Origin of the sequence: Mesoflavibacter sp. CH_XMU1422-2, from assembly GCF_037029245.1 — a bacterium.
In the GTDB taxonomy this organism is placed as follows: Bacteria; Bacteroidota; Bacteroidia; order Flavobacteriales; family Flavobacteriaceae; genus Mesoflavibacter; species Mesoflavibacter zeaxanthinifaciens.
In genome coordinates, this window is the sequence record NZ_JAYMEE010000062.1 from 32,786 (window position 1) to 54,673 (window position 21,888).

Here is a 21,888-nt window from a genome sequence, read left to right on the forward strand (position 1 = left end):
TTTGTATATTTGTTTATAGCAATATTACGATTAATAAAATTTTGAGACAAGATTTTTTATCTTTTTAAGTTTTTGTTAACAATTATAGGGTAATCAATATGTAATTTTATGCATCTAAAATTTAAAACTAAAACCAAATGAAAAAGTTAATTACACTTTTAATGGTATTTGCAGTTACTTTTACTGTAAATGCGCAGATTGAAACACCACAACCTAGTCCTTCACAAAAAATGGAACAAAAGGTTGGTTTAACAGATGTTACTGTAGAATATTCTAGACCATCAATGAGAGGTCGTACTGTTTTTGGAAATTTAGTGCCTTACGGAAAATTATGGCGTACAGGAGCTAACCAAAACACAATGGTAACTTTTAGTACCGACGTAATGATAGGAGGAAAGACTGTAAAAGCAGGATCTTACGCTATTTTTACTACACCTAACAAAGATAACTGGGAAGTTGTTTTTTACAGCGATACTAATAACTGGGGAACACCACAAAATTGGGATGAAAGTAAAGTTGCAGCAACAGTAACTGCAGAAGTTTATGATATACCAATGGATATTGAAACGTTTACAATTTCTTTTGACGATTTAACTAACGATTCTGCTGTTTTAGGAATCATGTGGGAAAAAACTTATGTAGCTGTAAAGTTTGAAGTACCTACAGATAAAGCTGTAACAGCTGCTATTAATAAAGTAATGAATGGTCCATCTGCAGATGATTATTATGCAGCTGCACGTTACTATTTAGAATCAGGTAAAGACATTAACAAAGCTGTTGTTTGGATGGATAAAGCTATTGAAATGACTAAAGAGAATCCAAGATTTTGGTGGTTACGTCAACAATCATTAATTAAAGCAAAAGCTGGTGATAAAAAAGGAGCAATTAAAGCTGCAAAAGCAAGTTTAGAAGGTGCTGAAAAAGCTGGTAATGCAGATTATATCAAAATGAATAAAGACTCTTTAAAAGAATGGGGAGCAATGTAAATTAGATCTTTAGACTGTTAGATGTCTAGATTAATTAGATATAAAAAAGCGCAATCTTTCGATTGTGCTTTTTTATTTTTATGTAGTAGAATTAACTATTTCTATTCTTGTTAATTTCATCTTGAAGTTGACGTCTCACTTTTTGCTCGCGCTCTAGCGCATTGCGTCTGTGCTCTTCAAATTCTTCTTCAACTTCTGTTAATTTTAATTTTGCATCTTTAGTAATACTATTACTGTTTTTAAACTTGTAAATAAAGAAAAGTAAAAAGGCTAAAAGAACAGCAATAATGCTCCACATTAATCCATTGTATCCGCTTTTGCTCATTTGTATGCCAAATAAAGACATACTATCTTTTTCTTCTTTAGTAGATTTTAAGTTTGTTTTAGTAGAGGATAAGCTACTTTTTAAACGTTCTATTTCTTCATTTTGATTTTTAACGGTGTTTTGCGTTGTTACTAACTCTTTTTTTACAGCTTTTAACGAGTCTAAAGCATGAGATTTAAGCTTAGACAGCCAGTTGCTTTTAATGACTTCATAGTTTTGACCTCTTTCATCTCTCCAACTATTAGATTTTTGAATAACGTATTCAAATTGACTATCTAAGGTACCAGAATCTAATGATAACTCATCTTCGTTATTTTCTGTTTGAGAAAATGAAGAAAAAGTGACTAAAAAAAGTAATAAGAATAAAGTAGGGAAACTTTTGATTTTTAACATCTTAAGATTTGTTTTTTAAGTTTTATGTTTTTTTAAAAATATAAAATGCACTCTTTGCGGTTTAAAGATAGCAAAAAGCCCCACAATTGTGAGGCTTTATATATACGTTTTTAAAAAGTGTTTTGGATTTTAATAGTAAGTAAAACGTCTTACTTTAGCTATATATTTAGCTAATCTTATTACTTGATGGCTATATCCATATTCGTTATCATACCATACATATAACACTGCATTTTTACCATCTTTTCTTACTATTGTTGCTTTACTGTCGTAAATTGAAGGCGCAGAGCTACCTACAATATCGCTAGAAACAAGCTCGTCACTCATTTCATATTTAATTTGCTCTACTAAATCTCCTTCTAAAGCATATTTTTTTAGTGTTGCGTTAATACCTTCTACTGATGTTTCAGTTTCTAGTTCTAAGTTTAGTATAGCTAAAGACCCGTTTGGTACAGGTACACGAATGGCATTAGATGTTAATTTACCATCAAAACTTGGTAAAGCTTTAGATACAGCTTGTCCTGCACCAGTTTCTGTAATTACCATATTTAATGCAGCAGCACGACCACGACGATATTTTTTATGGAAATTATCTACTAAGTTTTGATCGTTAGTGTAAGCGTGAATAGTTTCTAAATGTCCGCTTTTTACACCATAAGTATCTTCCATTGCTTTTAAAACTGGTGTAATAGCATTTGTTGTACAAGAAGCAGCAGAGAAAATATCAAGTTTATCAGGGTTATTTTCTAAATGATTAACACCATAAACAATATTTGGTATTCCTTTACCAGGAGCTGTTAATAAGACTTTGTCTGCTCCTTTAGAGTTTTTCAATCTGGTTAAAGCTTCTTTATCTCTAAATGCACCAGTATTATCAATAATTAATGCGTTATCAATACCATATTTAGTATAATCTATATCTTCTGGTTGATTAGCAGTAATAATTTTTACAGTTGTGCCATTAATAATTAATGCTTCATTTTTAAGATCTGTATTTACAGTTCCAGGAAAATCACCATGAACAGAATCGTTACGTAATAAAGAAGCACGTTTTTCTAAAACAGTTTGATCTAATTTACCACGTGTTACAATAGCACGAAGACGTAATTGACTTCCTTTACCAGTTCTAGTCATTAACTCTCTGGCTAATAAACGACCGATACGACCAAAACCATATAATACAACGTCTTTAGGAGTTACATTTTCTTTCTTTTTGGCATCTTTTAATTTTTCTGCCACAAAAGACATAGCGTTGCTATATTTTTTTTCTTCTAAGTGATACTCGTAAGTTAATTTACCAATATCTAATTTAGATGCTGGTATGTCAAGAGTTTTAATAGCTTGTGCAATTTCTACAGAATCAAAAATTGAAATTGGTTTTTGAACAAATTCGCCAGCATATTCATGAAGGTTTAAAATTTCAGAAACATTTCTGTCGATTAATTGGTTTCTAAATAATACCAATTCTATCGATTTATCATACCATAAATCGCTTACAATTTTAATAAATTCTACAGTTGCTCTTCGCCTGTCTGCCTGAAACGCTAATTCGTTTTCGTAAGTTTCGTTAATAGACATTTTGTGTTTTAGTTTGTTGTGTTGTTAATTTTTAAATTGGCTACTATATAGTGTAGCCTTCTATAATTTTTGGCAAAAGTATAGATTTCAAACGTTTTCGTAAAACAAAAAATGATAAAAAAATAAAAGCACTTCATTTTTATGTTGAAGTGCTTTTAAAACAGGATAAAATCGAATTTAATTTACCTTAATCCATAGCGTGTTTTTTCTCCTTTAGAGTTTATAATCTCAATACTTAAAGGTTTGTATGGATCTCTGTTTTCTATTACAGATTTTACATCGTCTACAGAGTTAACATTTTGATTATTTATTGCTGTTATAATGTTTCCTTCTTTAATACCTTCACTTCTTAAATAGTCTTTGTAACTACCGTAAACTTTTGTGATTTTTACACCATTTTTAACTTTAAATTTCTTTAAGTCGTTAGGTTTTGCATCTTTAATTTCTCCGATAAAAGGTAAGTTATATCTATTATTCTTTAAAAGCGTCACCTTTTTTTCTAAAATATTGCCATCTCTTAAAATTTTAACATAAACAACATCATTAGGCCTTTTAGAGTTCAAGAAACCTCTTAAGTCACTAAATTTTCTGATTTTAATTCCATCAATTTCTTTAATAATATCACCACTTTTAAGTCCTGCAGCTTCTGCGCCAGTATCTTCTTCTACGTCATCGATATAAAAACCTTGAGTTTCGTCAAGACCTAACTTTTCCGCGTAAGCGCTGTTTAAGGATCCACCAATAACACCCAAAATTCCGTTTTGTACATTACCAAATTCCATAATATCTTGTACTACTTTTTTAGCAATATTACTTGGTACTGCAAAAGAATAACCTATGTAAGAGCCTGTTTGAGAGCTAATAGCGGTGTTTATACCAATTAAATCTCCATTTGTATTTACTAAAGCGCCTCCAGAATTCCCAGGGTTAACAGCAGCATCGGTTTGTATAAAAGATTGCGTACTTTTACCGCTTAAATCTCTAGATTTTGCACTAATTATTCCAGCAGTTACTGTGGATGTTAAGTTAAATGGATTACCGATTGCTAATACCCATTCGCCAATTTTAGCAGTATCACTATCTCCAAAAGTAACGTAAGGTAAATCTTCTTCTGTTTCAACTTTTAATAGAGCAATATCTGTGTTTGGATCGCTACCAACAATGGTAGCTTCTAGTGTTTGATTATCGTTTAAAGTAACGCTTAACTGTTCAGAATCTTCAATAACATGGTTATTAGTAATAATGTATCCGTCTGGAGATATGATTACACCACTACCAGTCCCTAACTGTCTACGTTGTGGGACACGACCATAAAATAAGTCTTGTAACGTTGGTTGTGCAGTTGTAATAGCTACATTTTTAACGTGTACAACTGCATGCACAGTTTTTTCGGCAGCAGTTGTAAAATCAATATTTTCGGCAGCAGCAAGTGCTGTCTTTGTGGTGTTTAAATTGGTTGGTAAAAAACTTGGCTGTTCTATAGTAGCCTGTTGTGCAATTTGTGGTTTTTCTTTTTCAAGAAAGGTTTTATAAGTTCCTAGAGTAATTGCGCCTCCTAATACAGAAACAAAAACCAAAGTAATCAACTTCTTCATGTTCTTTTAGTTTAGGTTTATTAGAATAACGATTAAAATTAATTAAATATTGAGCGCCTATTTCAACTTTAACGAGTATTTAACAGCACAATTGTGCTATATTTGTGTCTCAATTTTTTACGTTAATGACTTTAACATTTTACAAATATCAAGGCACAGGTAACGACTTTGTTATCATTGATAATAGACAAGAATTATTTAACAAAAATGATACCAAACATGTTAAATTTTTATGTGACAGACGTTTTGGCATTGGTGCAGATGGATTGATTTTATTAGAAAATCATCCAGATGCAGATTTTAAAATGGTGTATTATAATGCAGATGGTAATGAAAGCACCATGTGCGGTAATGGAGGACGCTGTATTGTCGCTTTCGCTGAATTTTTAGGCATTTTTAAAAACACAACAACGTTTTATGCAATAGATGGATTGCATCATGCAAAGATTGAAGAAAATTTAATTCATCTTCAAATGAAAGATGTTGATACTATTGAAACTTTTACTACACATCATTTTTTAGATACAGGATCTCCACATCATGTTCAGTTTGTTGATAATTTAAAGACGTTTAATGTGAAAGCAGAAGGTGAAAAGATTCGTTATGGCGCACCATACAATCAAGCTGGAAGTAATGTTAATTTTGTAGAAAAAATTAACCCAAACACTTTTGCAGTTCGTACTTACGAAAGAGGAGTAGAGGACGAAACTTTATCTTGTGGTACTGGTGTAACAGCAGTTGCAATAGTAATGTATGATTCAGGAGAAAGTGCATCAAATATCATTAATCTTAATGTAGAAGGTGGACAATTAAAAGTGTCTTTTGATAAAGTAGAAGATACTTATAAAAATGTGATGTTAATTGGTCCAGCAACTCAAGTTTTTAAAGGCGAAATAGAATGTTAACATTAAAAGGAGAACATATTTATTTACGTGCTTTAGAGCCAGAAGATTTAGAGTTTATTCATCAAATAGAAAATGATGAAACCATTTGGGAAATAAGTAACACCATTACACCTTATTCTAAATATTTAATCAAGCAATATCTAGAAAATGCTCATAAAGATATTTATGAAGTTAAGCAATTACGACTAGTAATTTGTAATGATGCAGACACTGCTATCGGAATGATAGACTTATTTGATTTTGATATAAAAAATAAACGCGCAGGAATTGGTATATTGGTAAAATCTGAAACCGATAGACAAAAAGGATATGGTAAAGAAGCTTTAAAACTATTGATAAAATATAGTTTTAAACACTTAGATTTGCATCAATTATATTGTAATATTTCTGAAGATAATGAAGCAAGTTTAAACCTATTTAAAAATCAAGGTTTTAAAGAAATTGGTTTAAAAAAAGACTGGAATTATCTTAACGGAAGCTATAAAAACGAATACTTACTTCAACTAATAAATACTAATGTACATTAAAAAAATACTCTTAGCAATAGCCTTAATTGGATTAATTATAGCTGGCTACTTTGCCTATTTTGTATACAATGCAATGCTAAAGCCAAATACGGCATTTAATAATGAAACGGCTTATATTTATATACCTACCAATGCAACCTATGCAGAAGTTAGAGAGCAATTAGAACCATTATTAAAAGATATTGATAGTTTTGATGCGTTAGCGATTCAAAAAAAATATACAACTAATATTAAAGCTGGACGATTTCCTGTAAAAAAAGGAATGAGTAATAATGACATTATTAATTCTATAAGAAGTAATAACTTACCAATAAAGCTTAGTTTTAATAATCAAGAACGAATAGAAGATTTAGCAGGTCGTATCGCACAACAAATAGAACCTGATAGTTTGTCGTTATTAAAAGCAATGACAGATTCTACATTTTTAAAAGAAAAAAACTTTACTAAGCAAACCGTGATTAATATGTATGTTCCTAATACTTACGAGTTTTTTTGGAACACATCACCAGAGTTATTTAGAGATAAAATGTTAGGTGAATATTATCGTTTTTGGAACGATTCACGACAAGCAAAACGAAAAGCATTAAAATTATCTGTTAACGAAGTAATGACTATTGCATCTATCGTTCAAAAAGAAACAGCTAAAGTAGATGAAAGACCACGAGTTGCTGGTGTATATTTAAATAGAATAAGAAAAGGTTGGCCTTTAGAAGCAGACCCAACAGTAATTTATGCTAAAAAACTTAAAGAAAACAATTTTGATCAAGTAATAAAACGTGTGCTTTACAAAGATTTAGAAATAGACTCTAAATACAATACGTATAAATATCCGGGTATTCCTCCAGGACCAATCACAATGCCAGACGTTTCTGCAATAGATGCTGTATTAAATCCAGAAAAACATAATTATATGTTTTTTGTAGCAGACGTTAAAAATTTTGGCTACCATAAATTTGCAAAGACATTAGCGCAACATAATGCTAATAAGAGATTGTATACACAATGGATTAGTAGTCAAGGTATAAATAGATAGACTTGTTTAGATATTTAATTTTTACTGTGTTTTTTATTAATTCTGTTTTTAGTCAAACAGAACAAAACTCTTTTTTTACACCTAGCGATACATTAAATTTTAAAAGACGAAATGCTGTTGTTCTTACGGAAACTACTTTAGGCGGCATCACTCTTCTTGGGTTAAATCAATTATGGTACGCAGACTATGAGCGTTCTAAATTTCATACCATAAATGATAATTCAGAATGGTATCAAATGGATAAATTAGGACATACATTTACAGCTTATCATTTAGGAAGATTTGGTGCTCAAACATTAAACTGGGCAGGAGTAAGCAAGACAAATCAATTAATTTATGGCGGCTCACTAGGTTTTATGTTTTTAACTGGTGTTGAAGTTTTAGATGGATTTTCTGAAGAATGGGGATTTTCTTGGGGAGATTTTGCAGCAAATGCAGCAGGTTCTGGATTGTTTATTGGACAAGAATTACTCTGGGAAGAACAGCGCATTAGTTTAAAATACTCTTTTAACAGAACACGTTTTGCATCTCAAAACCCAAATAAGTTGGGTAATGGTATTTTAGAAGAATTACTGAAAGATTATAACGGACAAACGTATTGGTTAAGTGCTAATTTACATTCGTTTTTTAAAAAAAGTAAATTACCAAAATGGTTAAATGTTGCTGTTGGTTATGGTGTTGATGGATTGTTGTATGGCGAATCTAATTTACAACAGCTCAATTTTCCTAATCAAAAAAGAAGGAGACAATTTTATTTAAGTCTTGATGTAGATTTAACTAAAATTGAAACTAAATCAGAATTTTTAAAGCAAGTTTTTAATGTCTTTAATGTAGTTAAGATACCATTTCCTACTTTAGAAATTAATGGTAACGGTAAGCTAGTTGGGCACTTTGTTTACTTTTAACAATTCTTAACATGTTGATTTTCAGTATTAAATAATTTGTTGTATATTTGCACGCTGAAATTTTAACCCTATCTATATTTTAAGATTTGGTTATAAATCAAAAACAATGAAAAAAAATATTGGAAAGTTATTATCGCTAGTACTTACAATATCAATTTTATTAGCAGTTGTATTTTACAACAATAATAAAGAAGCTATCATCATAAATGATGAAGAGCAAACAACAAAAAGCACAGAAATATCTAGCGATATTGCTTTTTATGATGTAAAAGAGCAATATACTCCGCACTTAGGAAAATCTTTTGCTGGATTTAAAGAGGCATTAGGTTTTAAAGAATCTCAAAACAACTACTTTAGAGTCAATAAGTTTGGATATTTAGGGAAATACCAATTTGGAAAAAGTACTTTAAAATTAATTGGTATTTATGACTCTAACATGTTTCTAAAAACACCAGAGTTACAAGAAAAAGCATTTATAGCAAATGCACAACGTAACAAATGGGTTTTGCGTAGAGATATCAAAAGATTTGTAGGTAAAAAAATTAATGGTGTAGAAATTACAGAATCAGGTATACTAGCTGCTGCACATTTAGCAGGACCAGGAAGTGTAAAAAAATACTTAAGAAGCTATGGTAAAAATGGATTTTCTGATGCGTTTGGAACTTCTGTAAGATATTACATGAAAAAGTTTTCTGGGTACGATACTTCTTCTATCAAACCGTTAAAAAAAGTTAAAGTTAAGCATAGTAGAGCTTAACAATATTATTCCTTATGAATTATAAATAGTGTTGGTCTTTTATGTAGGTCAGCACTATTTTTTTTCCATTGATTAGCAGTTTGTGTTTTGATAAATTCTGTATCCAAAGTAATATCACAAGCAACACAGATCAAACAATCATTACTTAACGTGTTGCAAAGATCTTCTAACATTTTATTATTTCTGTAAGGTGTTTCTATAAAAGATTGAGATTGATTGTAATCTTTGCTAATGCGTTCTAATCTTTTTATTTCAGATTTTCTTTCATTTTTATCTATAGGCAGATAACCATTAAAGGCGAAAGATTGTCCATTCATACCAGAAGCCATCATAGCGAGTAGAATAGAAGATGGACCAACTAAAGGAACAACTTTTATATTATTTTGATGCGCTAATTTTACAATATCTGCACCTGGATCTGCAATACCTGGACAACCAGCATCCGATAATAAACCAATAGTTTTTCCTTCTAAACAAGGTTTTATAAAGTTAGGTAAATCTTCAGGTTGTGTATGTTTATTTAATTCGAAAAGCGTTAAACTAGGTTGCGATTTTTCTGGAGAAATACTTTTTATAAATTTTCTAGCTGCTTTAGAGTTTTCTACAATAAAAGTATCTATACTATCAATTATTGTTTTTACTTGTGCTGGTAATACATCAAAAGGGTTGTTTTCTCCTAATGTATTCGGAATTAAATAGATTTGTCCTTTATTCATAACTCTAAAAGTAACAAATTATGATGATGTATTTATTCGTTTTGCAATAATTTCACAAGCATTATCTAGCATATTATAAACATTTTCAAAACCTTTTTCACCACCATAATAAGGGTCTGGTACATCTAAGTTTTTATCAGGAAAACTTTCATTTAAAATCAATTTAACTTTATCTTTTTGTTGATCATTTTCTGCTAGCGCAATTATATTTTGATAATTTGAGTTATCCATTGCATAAATGATATCAAAGTTTTCAAAATCTTCCTTGTTAAATTTTCTTGCGCGTTGGTTAGTGATATTTAATCCATTTTGTCTTGCAACAGCAATAGACCTTGGATCTGGTTTATTACCAACATGATAAGCTGCTGTACCAGCAGATTCTACAATAAAATTAGAATCTAATTTTGATTTTAGGATACCTTCAGCTAGAGGAGAACGACAAATGTTTCCTAAGCAAACCATTAAAATTTTAGTCATGGTAATTGTAAATTATACCGAAAGCTTTTTAGTTAAATCCTCTACGTATTTTCTAAATTGCTTGTCTGTAGATGATAAGTTGTCTACTGTTTTACAAGCGTGTAATACTGTAGCATGATCGCGCTTTCCTATTTGAGAACCAATACTTGCTAAAGAGGCTTTAGTAAACTTTTTTGCAAAGAACATAGCCAATTGTCTAGCTTGTACAATATGGCGTTTTCTTGTTTTAGATTGTAAAGTGTCTACATCCATTTGGAAGTAATCTGATACTATTTTTTGTATGTAATCTATTGATACTTCGCGTTTTGTGTTCTTTACAAACTTTTCTACAACTTGTTTAGCTAAATCGATATTTACTTCCTTTTTGTTGAAAGAAGATTGAGCAATTAAAGAGATTATAGCTCCTTCAAGTTCTCTAATATTGGTTTTTATATTTTTTGCAATATATTCTACAATATCGTCAGGCATTTCAACACCATCTCTGTACAATTTATTCTTTAAGATTGAAACTCTAGTTTCAAAATCAGGTGTTTGTAACTCAGCAGATAATCCCCATTTAAAACGAGATAATAAACGTTGTTCAATATCTTGCATATCTACAGGCGCTTTGTCACTTGTTAAAATAACTTGCTTTCCGTTTTGATGTAAATGATTAAATATATGGAAGAATACATCTTGCGTCCCCGATTTTCCTGATAAGAATTGTACATCATCAATAATTAACACGTCTACCAATTGGTAAAAATGTATAAAATCATTTCTGTTATTTTTCTTTACAGAATCTATGTATTGTTGTGTGAATTTTTCAGCTGAAATATATAAAACAGTTTTTTCCGGATACTTGTCTTTAATATCAACACCAATAGCGTGAGCAAGGTGAGTTTTACCTAACCCAACACCTCCAAAAATTAAAAGAGGATTAAAAGATGTACCTCCTGGTTTTGCAGATACAGCTAATCCTGCACTTCTTGCTAAACGATTAGAGTCACCTTCTAAAAAGTTATCAAAATTGTAATTAGGATTAAGCTGAGATTCTATCTTAACGTTTCTAATACCAGGAATTACAAATGGGTTTTTTAACTCTGGATTTTTATTGTTTAACGGTACATCAACATCTTGAGATTTTACAGCACTTCTATTTGTACTAGGTATTTTTTCTGTAAAAGGTTGTTTGTTACCGTAGGTGTTTTCCATTTTTATAATGTAAACCAACTTAGCTGTTTCTCCTAGTTCTTTGGTAAGCGCTACTTTTAGTAACTTAACATAATGCTCCTCAAGCCACTCGTAGAAAAATTTACTAGGTACCTGAATACTTAAAGCATTATCAGTTAGTTTAACTGCGACTATAGGTTCAAACCAAGTTTTGTATGCTTGAGGTTGGATATTATCTTTTATAAATTGTAGACAGTTATTCCATAACGATTGCGCAGTTACACTCATAATACTATTAAACGTTGTTTTTGTTAGTTAAAAAAAGACCTTAAGAGTTAGAGAAAAGCCTTTAGATTTACAGCTGGACAAATATGTGAACAAAATTCTAAAAAAAAAAATGAAACAGTATTGAATTTCTAGTTTTTTTTTCTCATGTTAAACCAGATTTCTAAACTACAAAAAAATATTGATTAAATGGCTATAAAACCAGATGAAATTGAAATAAGAGTAAGATATGCAGAAACCGATCAAATGGGAGTTGTGCATCACGCTAATTACGCGTTATATCTAGAGATGGCAAGGATTGAATGGTTGCGTAAATTAGGGATTTCTTACAAAAGCATGGAAGAAAATGGTATAGGTTTACCTGTTGTTTCTTTATCCATAAATTTTAAAAAATCAGCATTTTATGATGATGTAATTAAAGTCAAAACTCAGCTTAAAAAACAACCAACAGCTTTAGTTAATTTTGACTATATATTAACCAATCAAAATGACGAATTATTATGTACTGCAGAAGTTGTTTTGGCATTTATGGATATGAAAACTAAAAGACCTACGCGTCCGCCTAAATATTTTTTAGAAGCATTAAAAAATTAGTTGTCTAATTCTTTAATTTCTACTTCATAAATATTTTCAAAAATAGATGCTATCGTACTAGCATCTTTTTTTCTTACTGAAATAGTAATTTGGCAATCTAATTCTAATTTCTGGTTGGTAATATTTAGATTTTTCTCTTTAATAACACGCATCACCTTATTCATGTTTTTATAATCAAATGTGATTACAAAATCTACATTTATGGTTTTAGTCACTATTTTACAAGTCTCTAATGCCATTTGTGCTGTGGTTTTATAAGCGTTTATTAACCCGCCAACACCTAATTTTACACCACCAAAATATCTAACAACTACAATTAGTACATTGGTAACTTCAAAAGATTGGATTTGACCATAAATTGGCATTCCTGCACTATTATTTGGTTCTCCATCATCATTAGCGCGATATATTAAATTAGGCTCTTCAAATCCAATCTGGTAGGCATAGCACCAATGTCTGGCGCTATGATGTTGCTTTTTTAGATTTTCGATGTGTGCTTTAACTTCATCTTCATTTTTTACAGGAAATGCATACCCAAAAAATTTAGAGTTTTTGTCTTTAAAAAGTACTTCGTCATTTGGTTTCACAATGGTTTTGTAAGTATCGTTTTCCATAAATTAAGCTAAAGTCACTAATATAATAGATATAATTGCAATAGCAATTCCTGACCAGTTTTTTGTAGATAATTTCTCTTTAAAAAATAGCAATCCAACTAAGGTTGAAAGCATTACAATAGCTACATTATTAACAGTGAAAATAGTCGAACTTTCAAAATTTTCGGCATCTAAAGCCTTTAATAACATGTAAATAGAGTAGTAGTTTACTATACCTAAAATAAATCCAGAAAGTATTGCTTTTTTGTCAAAAGTAAATTGTTTTTGTATCGCTTTCGCGGAAATAAAGCCAACACCAATTAATCCAGCCATCATAAATATACATGCCGAAAATATTGGAATATCGCCATCTGGAATAAAATTAGTTTCGATATATTTTATGGATGTATCAATAACGCCAGAACCAAAAAATAACAATAACGGAAGCCAAAGTCCTTTTAATGAAAAACCAGTTTCGGTACGTTTTTTAACCGACGCTAAATACACAGCAACTAAAGCTAATAATATACCAATAGCTTTTTGTAAACCTAAACTTTCATTATAAGCAAAAAGTCCAAATATTATGGGAATGATCACACTCATTTTACTAGCAACAGACGCAACCGAAATCCCGTTACGTTGCGCAGTTAATGCCATAACGTTAAAAATTGAAATAAATAAAACACCTAAACCAATTGCACCATAAAACCATTTGGATTGGATAATGTCTTGAGTATGTATTGGCTGACTGTAACTAATCACACCTAAGCTAAATGCAGTAAAGTAATTAAATACAATAGTTTGCAGCGTATTTATTTTATACTTACCAACTAAAGTAAAAATGATAAATATTAATGTTGAAGCTAGTATGCTAAGCAGTAAATACATTAAAACAACTCATTTTTAATTGTAAAAATATCAACAATATCTTCGGTAGCAGGATTGTTGTTCCAAACATTAATTCCTAATTGTTGTGCAGTTTGTGTGTTTTCTAAAGTGTCGTCAATAAAAAGACATTCTTCTGCATTCAGTTTATTTTCAGTTAATACAAAATTGAAAATATCCGCATTGGGTTTTCTTAAATTAATTTCGTGAGACAGATAAAATTGGTCAAAGCAATTTTTAAAGTCTTCATAAAAAGACACATTCTTTTTAATGTAATCTATATGAAGCTCGTTAGTATTGCTTAATAATATTAATTGATGATTGTTATCCTTTGCTAATTGTTTGATAAACTGTAATCTATGTTCTGGAAAATCTTTAATAATGTAATTCCAAATAGATTTTAATTCTTCTTTATTCAATTTAGGAAAGTTATCAGCGTAAAAGTCTAAAAACTCGTCTGTAGAAATTAAACCTTGCTCATACAAAGCGTTTATAGATTGAAGTTCTTCGTCTAATTCTGTAATTTCAAATTTTTCTAAAGCTAATTTTAAAGCACCTTCTTTATCTAAATTGATAAATACGTCTCCAAAATCAAATATGATGGTTTTAATCATTTATTTATTGTTTTCGTTTTTGTAAATAGACAACGTGTCTTCTAAAATGTGAGACATTTCCATAAGTTGACCATTAAATTTTGGTGCTTTTACACCAGATTTAAATGTTGTTTTTCCTTTAAAAATTCGTGCTTCGTCCCAAAGGTTTTCATCAATAAACAGTTGTAATGTTTTTGCGCCACCTTCAATAATTACTGAATTTATTTCAGCTTTAAATAACTGTTCGCAAATAGCTTTAGCAGTTGTGTCTTTAAAGGTTAAAGTTTCAGCTTCAGCATTAAAAACTGAAAAAGTTTGATCTATACTATCGTTTTTATCTAATACAATTCGTGTTGGATTTTTGCCAGTCCAATCTCTTACCGTTAATGTAGGATTGTCTTGTAAAACTGTGTTTGTGCCAACCAAAATAGCTTGTTCTTCGGCGCGCCATTTGTGCACTAATTGCCTAGAAAATGTATTGGTAATCCAAACTGGTGCTTGTTTGTCCCTTTGATTTGGTGCGATAAAACCATCTTCGGTTTCTGCCCATTTTAAAATAATATAAGGTCGTTTTTTATTATGAAATGTAAAAAAACGTTTGTGATGCGCTTTGCAATCTTCTTCACAAATACCAACTTTAACTTTGCAACCAGCTTCCATTAATTTTTTAATGCCTTTTCCTGCAACCTCTGGATTATCATCTACGCAACCAATAACAACATTTGGGATTTTATGATGAATAATTAAATCGCTACAAGGTGGCGTTTTTCCGTAATGACTGCAAGGTTCTAAGGTTACATAAAGTGTTGCTTTTTGTAGTAAATTTTTATCGGCTACTTTATTAATAGCATTTACTTCGGCGTGATTACCGCCGTAAGTGCTAGTAAAACCTTCGGCAATTATTTTGTCGTCAACCACAATAACACAGCCAACCATTGGGTTTGGGCGTGTTGTTCCTAACCCGTTTTTGGCAACTTGTAATGCGCGTTGTATGTAAAATTGATCGTTCAAATTATAGTTTGATTTTTACGTTATCAATAACATCTACGTGGTATTTGTGCGAAAATCCCATGATTTTATAATCAATATCACCAACGTACTGTACTTTCATGTTTTTGGTTAGTAAGCTACCAAAAAGACTACTTAAGTTTTTATCACTAAATAAACTATCTGTTGGAATTTTTGCGCGTAACGGAATGGTAAATTTATCTTTAGCAGGCACGTCAAAACTTTCGGTAGTTACAGACGAGATTTCGTTGTTATTAATAATTACTTTAAGATCATCGGTTTTTAAAGTGCCGCCAATATCGTTAGGATTTAAAAATTCTGCTTCCGCTTTAAGCGTAATAAACTTAGAATTAGAATCTTCAACCTCAATAGTGTTTACGCCAATAAATTCTGGTGTTTCGTTAACTGTACAGTTAAAAAAACAAGCTAATATTGTTAATAAGAATAACGCTTTCTTCATTGTTCTGTGATTAGGTTTGTTGTATCTTCAACCTCTAAAAATTTGTGTAAAAATAGCATTTTAAAGTGAGTAATTCGACTATTGAAATAAGAGAAATCCAACCAGAAGACAATAAGCAAATGGAAGCTGTAATTCGCGAAGTTTTTATAGAGTACAACTTGCCTTTAGTTGGTACGGCTTACGCAGATGCAGAAACACCAAAAATGTTTGAATCTTACGCAGGTGATAAAGAAGTGTACTTTGTGGTAACTGTAGATGGAAAAGTTGAAGGTGGCGGCGGACTTAAACCACTTAACAACGCACAAAACGAGGTTTGCGAAATCCAAAAAATGTATTTTTCTAATCGCTTACGCGGAAAAGGTTACGGTAAAAAACTATTTTTAAAATGCCTAGAAACCGCTAAATCTTATGGTTTTAAAAACGCGTATTTAGAAACTATTCCAGAGCTTAAAGAAGCCATACATATTTATGAAACCAATGGTTTTAAGTTTTTAGATGTACCTTTAGGTGATACCGGTCATTTTAATTGCGGAGTTTGGATGTTGAAAGATTTATAATAGTTTGATGAAATTAAAAGATTTAAAACACAAATTTCATGAGCATTTAGATGCCATTTACGGTAAAGAAGAAGTACAAACTTTTTTCTTTATGCTTACAGAATATTACAATGCTATTAAACGTATTGATTTAGCTTTAAACACAGAGTTGACTATTGAAGATGACTGTGTTTTAAAATATGAAAGTGCTTTAGAAGCCTTAAAAAATCATGAGCCAATACAATATATTATTGGACAAACTGAATTTTATGGTTTGCCATTTTATGTTAATGAAAACACATTAATCCCAAGACCAGAAACTGAAGAATTGGTTGAATTAATTTTATCTAATATAACTACTAACGGTCAACTTGAGCTTGTTAAAGGTGATCATCAATTTAATATTTTAGATATTGGTACAGGAACAGGTTGTATCGCTATTAGCTTAGCAAAACAATTGCCAAATGCTAATGTTTCTGCGATAGATGTTTCTGCGAAAGCGTTAGAAATGGCAAATAAAAATGCACAACTAAACCAAGTAGATATTAATTTTATTGAAAATGATATATTAAAAATCTGTAATTCTGAACTTGATTCAGCAACCAAATTTGATATCATCGTTTCCAATCCGCCATACGTTAGACAATTAGAAAAACAGCAAATGCAAGATAATGTGCTTAACCACGAGCCACATTTAGCTTTGTTTGTTGAAGATGAAAATCCGCTAATATTTTATAGAGCCATTACACAGTTTGCGACCAAAAATTTAAAACCAAATGGCGAATTGTATTTTGAAATAAATGAATATCTTGGAAAAGAAATGATGGCGCTTTTAGAAGAATTTGGCTTTAAAAACATTCAGTTAAAGCAAGATCTTTTTGGAAAGGATAGAATGATTTGTGGTGTACTAAAATAAAGAACAAGTGACAAACCAATGAATATAGAACAGCAAATAACCCAACTACGTGACGAGCTTCGTCAGCATAACTATAATTACTACGTGCTTGATAATCCAACGATTAGCGATTACGATTTTGATATTAAACTTAAAGAATTACAAGCGTTAGAAGCAGCGCATCCAGAGTTTTACGATGCAAACTCACCAACCTTGCGTGTTGGTGGCGAAGTGACTAAAAACTTTAAAACTGTTGTACATGCACACAGAATGTATAGTTTGGATAATTCGTATTCTTTAGAAGATTTAAAAGATTGGGAAACTAGAATTAAAAAGTTGGTAGATGGTGATGTGCAATACACTTGCGAGCTTAAATACGATGGTGCTTCTATAAACTTAACTTATAAAAATGGTGCGTTAGTACAAGCTGTTACACGTGGCGATGGTGTGCAAGGTGATGATGTGACAGCAAATGTAAAAACCATAAATTCAGTACCATTACAATTAAAACCACCATTTCCTGAGCAATTTGAAATTAGAGGTGAAATCGTGCTTCCGTTTGAAGGATTTAACAAAATGAATGAAGAACGCATTGCAAATGGAGAAGAACCATATAGAAATCCGCGAAACACAGCATCTGGAAGTTTAAAACTACAAGATAGTGCCGAAGTTGCAAAGCGACCGTTAGATTGTTTATTATATGGTTTGGTTGGAAGTAATTTCAATTTTACAACGCAATTTGAAAGTTTAGAACGCGCCAGACAAATGGGTTTTAAAGTGCCAAAAGAATCTAAATTATGCAATACAATAGATGAAGTTTTTGAATTTATAAACCATTGGGATCACGCCAGACACGATTTGCCTTATGAGACTGATGGTGTAGTCGTAAAAGTCAATAGTTTATACCAACAAGAAGAGTTAGGTTTTACTGCAAAAGCGCCACGTTGGGCGATGGCGTATAAGTTTAAAGCCGAGCAAGTAAGTACTGTTTTAAATGAAATTACTTATCAAGTTGGTCGTACTGGCGCCATTACGCCTGTAGCAAATTTAGAGCCAGTTGAATTAGCAGGAACCATTGTAAAACGCGCGTCTTTACATAACGCAGATCAAATTGAAAAACTAGATATTAGAGTAGGAGATACAGTTTATGTAGAAAAAGGAGGCGAAATTATACCTAAAATTATAGCGGTTAATTTAGAAGAACGACCAGCAGATTCTAAACCAACAGAATACATTACTAATTGTCCAGAATGTAATACACCTTTACAGCGTATAGAAGGCGAAGCTAAACATTACTGTCCAAATTATAATGGCTGTAAACCACAGATTATTGGTAGAATTCAGCATTTTATTTCAAGAAAAGCAATGGATATTGAAGGTTTAGGCGGAGAAACCGTTGCGCTTTTTGTTAATGCAGGATTGATCAATAACTTTGCAGATTTATATGAATTAACTAAAGAAGACATTCTTCCGTTAGAGCGAATGGCAGAAAAAAGTGCCGATAATTTAATTGCAGGTATTGAGGCTTCAAAGCAAATTCCGTTTGAGCGTGTATTGTTTGCAATCGGTATTAGATTTGTAGGTGAAACTGTTGCTAAAAAACTAGCAAAACATTACAAATCTATTGACGCTTTACAAAATGCAAGTGTTGAAGAATTGGTAAATGTAGATGAAATTGGAACCAAAATAGCAGAAAGTGTCGTCGATTTCTTTTCAAATGAAGAAAATCAGAAAATCATTAGTCGATTAAAATCTTATGGAGTTCAGTTAGAAATTTCAGCAGAAAAATTAGCCAATCAATCCAATAAGTTGGAAGGGAATATCTTTGTCGTTTCAGGTGTGTTTTATCAAGTGTCAAGAACAGAACTTAAAAAGCTTATTGAAGATAATGGAGGTAAAGTATCTTCATCAATTTCATCTAAAACAAATTATGTAGTTGCAGGCGATAAAATGGGACCAAGTAAAAAGGAAAAAGCCGAAAAAATAGGTGTAGAGATTATTAGTGAGGAAGACTTTTTATTAATGATTAAATAATAGGAATTTTCCTCAGGAAAATACAATTGTGGTAAAAACCGTAAAATTATTATATTCTTATATTTTTTTGTTTTTATTCATTTTTATTTAGTTTTTTTGTTTTTTTGGTCTTTATTTTTAGTTTTTTGTTGCTAAAATATGATTATTATTAATAAAATTTAATCGCATTAACGTTCGTGTATTTCGATAAAACGCACAATTGTTTGGTTAAAGTGTTTGTTAATGATATATTTGTTTTTCAAATGTGTAATTAATGAAGTTAAACAAATACAAAACAGTAACTTTTGTGTTAGTTATTTTGGTTGTAATATCATTATTTGGTAGTTTATTCCAGAATAATATTCTGTCAGAAATTGCTTGGGTATTAATATTGCCTACGCTTATCTTTTTTTATACTTCATTTAAAGGTAAAAAAAGCATTTTATTTATTGTTTTTTTATCAGGTTTTGCAATTTCAGAAATATTAAAACTTTGGTTTATAACTTCAGAAGTAATTTATTATTACACATCTTACGTTTTTGTTATGTTAGCTTACTCCAGTTTAATAATTTTATTTATTAAGGGTATTAAATTTAAAAAGCTAGTAAAGTATTTTAAGTTTCATTTAATTATTCTTGTAGCATTTAATTTGTATATTTTATATACATTAAATGAAATGATTCTTCAAGATGAAACATTAGAGGTTAATACATTTATTTTCTATGTAGAAGTTATGTATAATGTGCTTATTTTATTGATGTTGTCAACATCTTTAATGTATTACCTTCATAATTTAAATAAACAATCTTTATTATTGTTTTTGGCTTGTGTTTGTATTGTTTTTTCAGAAATGATTCAAGTAGCTTATGTATTTATTACAGCAGAAATTTTCCTAAAAATGATATATTTAATACTTATGGCTATTGGTTTTGGGCTTATTTATTATTATACATTAATTGACGTAAAAAGAAGACAGTTAATTAAACAATAATAGATGTGCCGTTAGCAGATTTACTCTTGCCTGCATCAAAATAAAAGTCTATTTTGCCTAAGTTAATGCCGTAACAACCTACCTGGTTTACAAGTACATTTTTGCCTTCTAAATTTTTTGCAACAGTTGGTTTTGGTAAAAACGTGTGTGTATGACCACCAATAATTAAGTCTATGTTTTTAGTTGATTTTGCTAGGTTTAAATCGCTAATTTTTTCTGGAGATTTGCTATAATGGTAACCTAAATGCGATAAGCAGATAATAAGATCGCATTGTTCTTGGTCTTTAAGTATTCTAGTCATTTCTTGAGACGTTTCAATAGGGTCTAAGTACACTGTTTCTTTGTACATTTTTTTATCTACTAAACCGTCCAATTTAATACCAATACCAAAAACACCAATTTTAATACCGTCTTTAATAAACACTTGGTATGGTTTAACATGAGTATCCATTACAGTGTTTGAAAAGTCATAATTAGCACTTAAAAACTGAAAATTTGCATGTGGTAGTTGCGCATAAAGTCCGTCAATACCATTATCAAAATCATGATTACCAATAGTTGCAGCATCATATTTAAGTTTGCTCATTAGTTTAAATTCTAATTCGCCTCCATAATAATTAAAGTAAGGTGTTCCTTGAAAAATATCTCCTGCATCAAGAAGTAAAGTATTTGGGTTTTCTTTCCTAATACTTTCAATTAGTGTGGCACGTCTAGCAACACCACCTTGGTTTGCGTTACGACTATCATCAGGTCCAAAAGGATCTATATGACTATGCACATCATTAGTATGTAATACTGTAATTTTTTTAGTAGAAGAACCTGCTGCAAACGAAGAAAATCCATATCCTCCAATAGTTGCAAGTGCTGTCGCTGCTGTTGCTTGTTGTATAAAATCTCTACGTTTCATGCTTATTGTATTTGGGTAAATCTATCGTCTAATTTTGGATTAATAGTGTCTACTTTTTTAAAGTAGTCAATCATTGCGTTTCTTATTTTATAGTCTAAAGTGTAGACAGTGTCATTGGTTTTAAAAAACTTCATATTATCACCACCATTGTATAAATAATCATTAGTGGCTACATAATAAGTTTTATTACTATCTATTTTTTCTTTATTAATTAAAGCTTCAACTATATTATAATTTTTATCTATGGTTAATTTTAAGCCTTCAATAGGATGCGCTTTTTTTGCTGTGCTTAGATAGTAAACTAAGCTGTCAATTTGTTTTCCTTTTAAAGCTACCACAACTATACTGTTTTCAAAAGGCATGACCTGATAAGCTGTTTCTGTAGTAATATTTCCTTTATTAATAGCAGCTCTAATTCCGCCATGATTTAGTAAAACCATGTCAATGTTTTTTCCTGTTCTTTTATTAAAAATAGTATTACCTTCTTCTAAAACAATATGCGCCATCAAATTACCAATTGCAGTATTGAAATTTCCATCTTTTTTGTGGTAAGTTTTTGGTGCGTAAGACAACACTTTGCTCATGTCTTTTTCAAGGTTGTCTCTAAAAGGTTTTATAAAATCATCAATTTCTGTATCTAAAGCAATACTGTCTGACACAGGGATTTGTTTACCTTCAATTTTACTTAAATTATTTTCTTGTTTACAAGAAAATAAAAGACATATAATTGCTAATATTAGAAAGGAATTTTTTTGCATAATAATGTTGAAAAATTTCAA

At 30.6% G+C, this 21,888-nt stretch carries 24 protein-coding genes; 11 read left to right on the forward strand and 13 right to left on the reverse strand.

The features are described 5' to 3' along the window. The first annotated feature begins 137 nt into the window (after nt 1-137). Nucleotides 138-986 carry a DUF2911 domain-containing protein gene (locus WA340_RS09435; protein ID WP_336128693.1) on the forward strand — a complete coding sequence of 283 codons (849 nt, stop codon included), beginning with the start codon at nt 138-140 and terminating at the stop codon, nt 984-986. A 91-nt stretch (nt 987-1,077) separates the two neighbouring features. Here the strand turns inward: WA340_RS09435 and WA340_RS09440 are convergent, their stop codons facing one another. The 3 genes from WA340_RS09440 to WA340_RS09450 form a co-directional block, all read right to left on the reverse strand. Beyond that, nucleotides 1,078-1,704 carry a tRNA (guanine-N1)-methyltransferase gene (locus WA340_RS09440; RefSeq protein WP_336128695.1) on the reverse strand — a complete coding sequence of 209 codons (627 nt, stop codon included), beginning with the start codon at nt 1,702-1,704 and terminating at the stop codon, nt 1,078-1,080. Nucleotides 1,705-1,833: 129 nt separating this feature from the next. After that, nucleotides 1,834-3,282 (reverse strand): glyceraldehyde-3-phosphate dehydrogenase, encoded by a 1,449-nt coding sequence (locus tag WA340_RS09445; protein WP_336128697.1) that lies wholly within the window; start codon nt 3,280-3,282, stop codon nt 1,834-1,836. A gap of 182 nt (nt 3,283-3,464) precedes the next feature. Beyond that, on the reverse strand, nt 3,465-4,877 hold the full coding sequence (locus tag WA340_RS09450; RefSeq protein WP_336128698.1) for a trypsin-like peptidase domain-containing protein: 1,413 nt from the start codon (nt 4,875-4,877) through the stop codon (nt 3,465-3,467). A gap of 125 nt (nt 4,878-5,002) precedes the next feature. On the opposite strand from WA340_RS09450, the gene dapF reads away from it, so the two are divergent. From dapF to WA340_RS09475, 5 genes are all read left to right on the forward strand, one after another. Further along, nucleotides 5,003-5,782: a diaminopimelate epimerase gene (gene dapF, locus WA340_RS09455; RefSeq protein ID WP_336128700.1), complete on the forward strand. Its 780-nt coding sequence runs from the start codon at nt 5,003-5,005 to the stop codon at nt 5,780-5,782. Continuing rightward, entirely contained in the window at nt 5,776-6,309 is a 534-nt protein-coding gene (locus tag WA340_RS09460) for a GNAT family N-acetyltransferase (protein ID WP_336128702.1), read from the forward strand. Before dapF ends, WA340_RS09460 begins: the two co-directional genes overlap by 7 nt. Continuing rightward, entirely contained in the window at nt 6,299-7,342 is a 1,044-nt protein-coding gene (gene mltG, locus WA340_RS09465; protein WP_336128704.1) for an endolytic transglycosylase MltG, read from the forward strand. Before WA340_RS09460 ends, mltG begins: the two co-directional genes overlap by 11 nt. A gap of 26 nt (nt 7,343-7,368) precedes the next feature. After that, the gene (locus WA340_RS09470; RefSeq protein WP_336128706.1) at nt 7,369-8,247 is read left to right on the forward strand and encodes a DUF2279 domain-containing protein; all 879 of its coding nucleotides are present in this window, start codon (nt 7,369-7,371) and stop codon (nt 8,245-8,247) included. 106 nt (nt 8,248-8,353) lie between these two features. Further along, a complete protein-coding gene (locus tag WA340_RS09475; RefSeq protein ID WP_336128707.1) occupies nt 8,354-9,004 on the forward strand; it encodes a peptidoglycan-binding protein LysM in 651 nt (216 codons plus the stop codon). 5 nt (nt 9,005-9,009) lie between these two features. Here WA340_RS09475 and WA340_RS09480 read toward each other — a convergent pair whose 3' ends face one another. Genes WA340_RS09480 through dnaA form a run of 3 tightly spaced genes read right to left on the reverse strand, consistent with a single transcriptional unit; the run spans nt 9,010 to nt 11,637 of the window. Next, a complete protein-coding gene (locus WA340_RS09480; protein ID WP_336128708.1) occupies nt 9,010-9,720 on the reverse strand; it encodes an SAM-dependent methyltransferase in 711 nt (236 codons plus the stop codon). A gap of 18 nt (nt 9,721-9,738) precedes the next feature. Continuing rightward, complete coding sequence (locus tag WA340_RS09485; protein ID WP_336128709.1) at nt 9,739-10,197, reverse strand: low molecular weight protein-tyrosine-phosphatase; 459 nt, start codon at nt 10,195-10,197, stop codon at nt 9,739-9,741. 12 nt (nt 10,198-10,209) lie between these two features. Then, nucleotides 10,210-11,637, reverse strand: a complete 1,428-nt coding sequence (dnaA, locus tag WA340_RS09490; RefSeq protein WP_336128710.1) for a chromosomal replication initiator protein DnaA — start codon at nt 11,635-11,637, stop codon at nt 10,210-10,212. A gap of 186 nt (nt 11,638-11,823) precedes the next feature. Here dnaA and WA340_RS09495 point away from each other — a divergent pair, with 186 nt between their 5' ends. Then, nucleotides 11,824-12,228, forward strand: coding sequence for an acyl-CoA thioesterase (locus tag WA340_RS09495; protein WP_442920770.1), 405 nt, complete (start codon nt 11,824-11,826; stop codon nt 12,226-12,228). On the opposite strand, the gene WA340_RS09500 is transcribed toward WA340_RS09495, so the two are convergent. From WA340_RS09500 to WA340_RS09520, 5 genes are read right to left on the reverse strand one after another with little or no spacing between them, the layout of a single operon-like run. Then, a complete protein-coding gene (locus WA340_RS09500) occupies nt 12,225-12,842 on the reverse strand; it encodes an IMPACT family protein (RefSeq protein ID WP_027878738.1) in 618 nt (205 codons plus the stop codon). The genes WA340_RS09495 and WA340_RS09500 overlap by 4 nt on opposite strands. A 3-nt stretch (nt 12,843-12,845) precedes the next feature. Then, nucleotides 12,846-13,709, reverse strand: a complete 864-nt coding sequence (locus WA340_RS09505; RefSeq protein ID WP_336128714.1) for an EamA family transporter — start codon at nt 13,707-13,709, stop codon at nt 12,846-12,848. Further along, the gene (locus WA340_RS09510) at nt 13,709-14,320 is read right to left on the reverse strand and encodes an HAD-IA family hydrolase (RefSeq protein WP_336128716.1); all 612 of its coding nucleotides are present in this window, start codon (nt 14,318-14,320) and stop codon (nt 13,709-13,711) included. The genes WA340_RS09505 and WA340_RS09510 overlap by 1 nt, the downstream gene beginning before the upstream one ends. Beyond that, entirely contained in the window at nt 14,321-15,310 is a 990-nt protein-coding gene (gene ribD, locus WA340_RS09515; protein ID WP_336128718.1) for a bifunctional diaminohydroxyphosphoribosylaminopyrimidine deaminase/5-amino-6-(5-phosphoribosylamino)uracil reductase RibD, read from the reverse strand. It lies immediately after the preceding gene. A 1-nt stretch (nt 15,311) separates the two neighbouring features. After that, nucleotides 15,312-15,767 (reverse strand): hypothetical protein, encoded by a 456-nt coding sequence (locus WA340_RS09520; protein WP_304144725.1) that lies wholly within the window; start codon nt 15,765-15,767, stop codon nt 15,312-15,314. A gap of 65 nt (nt 15,768-15,832) precedes the next feature. On the opposite strand from WA340_RS09520, the gene WA340_RS09525 reads away from it, so the two are divergent. The 4 genes from WA340_RS09525 (at nt 15,833) to WA340_RS09540 (ending at nt 20,202) form a co-directional block, all read left to right on the forward strand. Continuing rightward, complete coding sequence (locus WA340_RS09525; RefSeq protein WP_336128720.1) at nt 15,833-16,324, forward strand: GNAT family N-acetyltransferase; 492 nt, start codon at nt 15,833-15,835, stop codon at nt 16,322-16,324. A 7-nt stretch (nt 16,325-16,331) separates the two neighbouring features. Continuing rightward, on the forward strand, nt 16,332-17,219 hold the full coding sequence (gene prmC, locus WA340_RS09530) for a peptide chain release factor N(5)-glutamine methyltransferase (protein WP_336128722.1): 888 nt from the start codon (nt 16,332-16,334) through the stop codon (nt 17,217-17,219). Between the two features lie 18 nt (nt 17,220-17,237). Continuing rightward, a complete protein-coding gene (gene ligA, locus WA340_RS09535) occupies nt 17,238-19,232 on the forward strand; it encodes an NAD-dependent DNA ligase LigA (protein ID WP_336128725.1) in 1,995 nt (664 codons plus the stop codon). Nucleotides 19,233-19,485: 253 nt separating this feature from the next. Continuing rightward, entirely contained in the window at nt 19,486-20,202 is a 717-nt protein-coding gene (locus WA340_RS09540; protein WP_336128727.1) for a hypothetical protein, read from the forward strand. Here WA340_RS09540 and WA340_RS09545 read toward each other — a convergent pair. Beyond that, the gene (locus WA340_RS09545; protein ID WP_336128729.1) at nt 20,192-21,109 is read right to left on the reverse strand and encodes a bifunctional metallophosphatase/5'-nucleotidase; all 918 of its coding nucleotides are present in this window, start codon (nt 21,107-21,109) and stop codon (nt 20,192-20,194) included. The genes WA340_RS09540 and WA340_RS09545 overlap by 11 nt on opposite strands. A 2-nt stretch (nt 21,110-21,111) precedes the next feature. Further along, complete coding sequence (locus WA340_RS09550; protein WP_336128731.1) at nt 21,112-21,867, reverse strand: 5'-nucleotidase; 756 nt, start codon at nt 21,865-21,867, stop codon at nt 21,112-21,114. Between the last annotated feature and the right edge of the window lie 21 nt (nt 21,868-21,888).

Coding starts and splice junctions, on each gene's coding strand:
- mltG (WP_336128704.1), top strand. CDS start 6,299: ATGTACATTAAAAAAATACTCTTAGCAATAGCCTTAATTGGATTAATT.
- WA340_RS09495 (WP_442920770.1), top strand. CDS start 11,824: ATGGCTATAAAACCAGATGAAATTGAAATAAGAGTAAGATATGCAGAA.
- WA340_RS09460 (WP_336128702.1), top strand. CDS start 5,776: ATGTTAACATTAAAAGGAGAACATATTTATTTACGTGCTTTAGAGCCA.
- WA340_RS09500 (WP_027878738.1), bottom strand. CDS start 12,842: ATGGAAAACGATACTTACAAAACCATTGTGAAACCAAATGACGAAGTA.
- WA340_RS09435 (WP_336128693.1), top strand. CDS start 138: ATGAAAAAGTTAATTACACTTTTAATGGTATTTGCAGTTACTTTTACT.
- dapF (WP_336128700.1), top strand. CDS start 5,003: ATGACTTTAACATTTTACAAATATCAAGGCACAGGTAACGACTTTGTT.
- WA340_RS09445 (WP_336128697.1), bottom strand. CDS start 3,282: ATGTCTATTAACGAAACTTACGAAAACGAATTAGCGTTTCAGGCAGAC.
- dnaA (WP_336128710.1), bottom strand. CDS start 11,637: ATGAGTGTAACTGCGCAATCGTTATGGAATAACTGTCTACAATTTATA.
- WA340_RS09480 (WP_336128708.1), bottom strand. CDS start 9,720: ATGAATAAAGGACAAATCTATTTAATTCCGAATACATTAGGAGAAAAC.
- WA340_RS09475 (WP_336128707.1), top strand. CDS start 8,354: ATGAAAAAAAATATTGGAAAGTTATTATCGCTAGTACTTACAATATCA.
- WA340_RS09550 (WP_336128731.1), bottom strand. CDS start 21,867: ATGCAAAAAAATTCCTTTCTAATATTAGCAATTATATGTCTTTTATTT.
- WA340_RS09540 (WP_336128727.1), top strand. CDS start 19,486: ATGAAGTTAAACAAATACAAAACAGTAACTTTTGTGTTAGTTATTTTG.
- WA340_RS09450 (WP_336128698.1), bottom strand. CDS start 4,877: ATGAAGAAGTTGATTACTTTGGTTTTTGTTTCTGTATTAGGAGGCGCA.
- WA340_RS09505 (WP_336128714.1), bottom strand. CDS start 13,709: ATGTATTTACTGCTTAGCATACTAGCTTCAACATTAATATTTATCATT.
- WA340_RS09510 (WP_336128716.1), bottom strand. CDS start 14,320: ATGATTAAAACCATCATATTTGATTTTGGAGACGTATTTATCAATTTA.
- WA340_RS09485 (WP_336128709.1), bottom strand. CDS start 10,197: ATGACTAAAATTTTAATGGTTTGCTTAGGAAACATTTGTCGTTCTCCT.
- WA340_RS09520 (WP_304144725.1), bottom strand. CDS start 15,767: ATGAAGAAAGCGTTATTCTTATTAACAATATTAGCTTGTTTTTTTAAC.
- WA340_RS09440 (WP_336128695.1), bottom strand. CDS start 1,704: ATGTTAAAAATCAAAAGTTTCCCTACTTTATTCTTATTACTTTTTTTA.
- prmC (WP_336128722.1), top strand. CDS start 16,332: ATGAAATTAAAAGATTTAAAACACAAATTTCATGAGCATTTAGATGCC.
- WA340_RS09545 (WP_336128729.1), bottom strand. CDS start 21,109: ATGAAACGTAGAGATTTTATACAACAAGCAACAGCAGCGACAGCACTT.
- ligA (WP_336128725.1), top strand. CDS start 17,238: ATGAATATAGAACAGCAAATAACCCAACTACGTGACGAGCTTCGTCAG.